Genomic DNA, 3,494 nt, shown 5'->3' on the forward strand with positions numbered 1-3,494 from the left:
CGTAGCCCAGGCGAAAAGGGGAGTAGGAAATGCAGCCCTGGGCGTTGATCACCCGTTGCCAGGGGATATCGGTATTTTGGCCTTGCAGGCGAAACAAAGCATAGCCCACCTGCCGGGCATAGCCAGGATAGCCGGCGGCCCGTGCAACTTGGCCATAGGTGGCCACCCGACCGGGGGGGATCCGCCGCACCACTTCGTAAAAACGCTGGTAGAGGCTGACGGATTTTGGCTCGGCTTGGCAAGACTTCTCGACATCACTCCCTGCCCTAAAGGGCAAGGATTCCTTCCCAGGCTGCAGGATGACTCCTACTTTCTGGGCTACACCACCCTTGCGATTAGTGGGGGATGCCATAACCCCAACTACCGGGATAAACTCCCAGATACTTCACTCTTCTGACACTGCGCCATATTCAAGTTGGCAGAGTTCGCTCCGCACCATAACACAAAGCTGCCCTGTCGCGACAGCGGGCCGTAGGCTTTAAGGGCGGGGCTTGCAACCCAGCTTTCTCGGTCACCGGGATCCTCGCCCAAACTTGGCAGACAATGAAGTACGGAACTGATTGGCTCTCCGCATCCATGAGCTATTTGATCGCGGTACTGCCGGATCGTATGGCCGCTGAGGCGGCCTACAGCGCCCTGGAGCGAGCGGGCTTCCCGCTAGAGCGATTGCACCTACTGGGGCGAGGCTACAAAACCGCCGATGAGTTTGGGCTGATCGATCCGGCCCGAGCCGCCCGCCGTCAGATGCAGCGTTTGGCCATTTGGTTGGTGCCCTTTGGCTTTTTGGCTGGGGTGGGGTTCAGCGTCTTGAGTGGCTTGGATACCTTCGCCTGGGCGGGATCCCTGGGCAACCACCTCATCGGTGGAGTGTTGGGTGGAGCCGCAGCGGCCATGGGCAGCTTTTTTGTCGGGGGCGGGGTGGGCTTGTCTGGTGGCTCCGGCGATGCCTTGGCTTACCGCAACCGCCTCGCTGCGGGCAAGTACGTGCTCATTGTGGAAGAAGAGAACGAAACCCGCCTCCGCGAAGCCACGCGGATTTTGCGCCAATTTGAGCCGGAGAATCTGCAAGGGTACAGAGAGCGCCCGTAGACTGGGAGATCGGGGTGGCTACTGAGGGCAACTCAGGGAGGTCTGAAAGCATGTCTTGGCTTTGGCAGCAAGTCCCATCGCCGCTTGGGCGGTGGCGGAAGGAAGGGATCCCCAGCTTTGCCGCTGCTGGGGGTGCACTGGCAGTTACGGGGTTTTTTTCGCCGGCTTTTGCCCACCACGCCCTGGGAGGGAAACTGCCTGCAACGGCCTGGGAGGGATTTCTCTCCGGGCTGGCTCACCCTGTCATTGGCTTGGATCACCTGGCCTTCGTCGTGGCCATCGGTCTTGTGGCGGCGGGGCAGCCCTGGCGCTACGGGATCCCGCTGGGCTTTGTGTTGGCGGGTCTGGTGGGCACTGGGATCCACCTGGCCGGCTGGGATCCCCTGGGACTGACGGAGCTGGCCATTGCCTCTTCCGTGGTTCTCTTCGGCTTGCTGCTGGTGCAACCGCGGCAGATCCCAAGTTGGCTCTTGCTAATGGGGGGATCCCTGGCGGGGCTATTCCATGGCTATGCCTACGCCGAAACCATTATCGGCGCCCAACCCATGCCTTGGGTGGGATATCTACTGGGGTTGAGCACCGTCCAGTATGGGGTAGCTCTCCTGGCCCTTTGGGCAGCAGAACGCTGGGGGTTGCGGATCCCTGGCTTAACTCGCTGGGCCGGCTGGGCGATTACAGTGGTGGGGGCTGCCTTCCTGACCTTGGCAGTGGTGGGCGCGTAAAAAGCGCTAATTTTGCTCCCTTGCGCTCGGGATCCCCGATCCGGTACAAGGATAGCGGTGAAGATCTGTAAAACGAGGGGAGATCCCATGGAGCGCACCTTTATTGCCATCAAGCCAGACGGCGTGCAGCGGGGGCTGGTGGGCACCATCATCCAGCGCCTGGAGAGCCGGGGCTACCAATTGGTGGGCTTGAAGCTGGTGCAAGTGAGCCAAGAGCTGGCGGAAGCCCATTACGCCGAACACAAGGAGCGCCCCTTCTTCCACAGTTTGGTGAAGTTCATTACCTCGGGGCCGGTGGTGGCTATGGTCTGGCAGGGCAAAGGGGTGATTGCTGCCGCCCGTAAGCTCATCGGCAAGACCAACCCCCTGGAGGCAGAACCGGGCACCATTCGCGGCGATTTTGGCATCGACATTGGCCGCAACCTCATTCACGGCTCCGATGGAGTTGAAACCGCGCAGCGGGAGATCGCCCTTTGGTTCGATGAGTCGGAATTGGTGAGCTGGACACCGGTTGCCCAAAGCTGGATTTATGAATAAGTATGGCTATTGCAAATCGCCAACCTCATCTCCAACGGCAGTGCTATGATCCCCAGTTATCCTCTGCCTTCGGCACAAAGGCTAGGAGCAAAGTCTGTGCAGCACTCCGGGGCAATATCTCAAACGGGCTTCAATTGGCTGTGAACTGCTGCCCTGGAAGCGCCTCGACCCACCCCTTCTCTGCCAAAACTTGAGCGGCAAGCAGGATTTGTTTCTTGCTGAATTGCCGTTTCCTTTCTGCCCAGGCGTGGAAACCCTCCACCAGCGCCTCCGCCGTGGCAGGGTGCTCCCGAGTCAAAATCCAGTGAGCAGTAGCGAGCAGTTCTAAACCGTACGGCGACTCAAAGCCCTCCACGAGGTCACTGACACGCTCAAAGCGTTCTCTCGTCTCTGGCTGATCGGCGAGATAGCTGTGGGCCTCCTCGATGGCGCCAGGCACCAGCTCCAGCTTCTTGTCTGGTCGGTCACTCCCCGATCCGTACCCAGAGATGTAGTAACCCTCGATTTCCTTAAGAACATGCCGCAGGTTCTCGGCGTAGGGTCCATGAACGCCCTTTGTAAATCGCAGGCGAAGCGGCTCCCCGGCTTCCTGCAGGAAGTACATCAGCTTGTGCAGCTCAAGCAAAGAGACAAACGGAACAAGTAGACCGTTTACATAGCGCTCCATAAGGCCCACCAGCACCGCTCTTCCCGGCGTCAAGGAAGGGATCTGGCCGCGGCGCATGCTCTTCGGTAAAGGCTGAGGCCCGGTGGGCTCAAAGACAAGGATGTGGACGTCGGGAAGTTCTGCTAGCGCCTGCTCGATGCGGGAGCGCACATCGGGCCAATGAAGACCCCCGAGGCCGCAGCCTAGGGGTGGCAAAGCGACTGAGCGCAGACCAAGATGCCTGATCTCCTCGGCAAGGGACTTCAGCCCAGCTTCTATATCCTCGATCCGCGACTTCCCCCGCCAGTGGCGTTTTGTGGGGAAATTGATGATGTAGCGCGGATTGGTCAGGTTTCCGGTCTCGAAAACGAACATTTTGCCCGGTTGGACTTCCCCCCGCCGGCAGGCTGCCGCGTAGGCCTTGAAGTTCCCAGGCCATGATTTCAAGTGCTGTCGCAGAACCAGTAACAAGAATCCCCTGCCTAAAAGCGGGGGGGTAT

The 3,494-nt window shown here is 59.8% G+C and carries 5 protein-coding genes; 3 read left to right on the forward strand and 2 right to left on the reverse strand.

Translation table 11 applies throughout. The features are described from left to right. Positions 1–352, reverse strand: a 352-nt coding sequence (locus NW838_RS15510; RefSeq protein WP_414428346.1) for an MGMT family protein, incomplete at its 3' end; no start/stop codon positions are given. A gap of 224 nt (positions 353–576) precedes the next feature. Here NW838_RS15510 and NW838_RS15515 point away from each other — a divergent pair. The 3 genes from NW838_RS15515 to ndk all read left to right on the forward strand — a co-directional run bounded on the left by NW838_RS15515 (position 577) and on the right by ndk (position 2,348). Next, entirely contained in the window at positions 577–1,089 is a 513-nt protein-coding gene (locus tag NW838_RS15515; protein ID WP_414355362.1) for a hypothetical protein, read from the forward strand. A 50-nt stretch (positions 1,090–1,139) separates the two neighbouring features. After that, positions 1,140–1,811, forward strand: a complete 672-nt coding sequence (locus NW838_RS15520) for a HupE/UreJ family protein (RefSeq protein WP_414355365.1) — start codon at positions 1,140–1,142, stop codon at positions 1,809–1,811. 87 nt (positions 1,812–1,898) lie between these two features. Further along, complete coding sequence (gene ndk / locus NW838_RS15525; RefSeq protein WP_011431937.1) at positions 1,899–2,348, forward strand: nucleoside-diphosphate kinase; 450 nt, start codon at positions 1,899–1,901, stop codon at positions 2,346–2,348. A 130-nt stretch (positions 2,349–2,478) separates the two neighbouring features. Here the strand turns inward: ndk and NW838_RS15530 are convergent. Beyond that, a partial coding sequence (locus tag NW838_RS15530) for a macro domain-containing protein (protein WP_414428347.1) occupies positions 2,479–3,494 on the reverse strand: 1,016 nt, incomplete at its 5' end.

Origin of the sequence: Synechococcus sp. R55.2, from assembly GCF_047462075.1 — a bacterium.
Taxonomy (GTDB): Bacteria; Cyanobacteriota; Cyanobacteriia; order Thermostichales; family Thermostichaceae; genus Thermostichus.

What these genes read in the sequence shown, in the direction of transcription:
- NW838_RS15515 (WP_414355362.1), top strand. Translation starts at nt 577, where the DNA reads ATGAGCTATTTGATCGCGGTACTGCCGGATCGTATGGCCGCTGAGGCG.
- NW838_RS15520 (WP_414355365.1), top strand. Translation starts at nt 1,140, where the DNA reads ATGTCTTGGCTTTGGCAGCAAGTCCCATCGCCGCTTGGGCGGTGGCGG.
- ndk (WP_011431937.1), top strand. Translation starts at nt 1,899, where the DNA reads ATGGAGCGCACCTTTATTGCCATCAAGCCAGACGGCGTGCAGCGGGGG.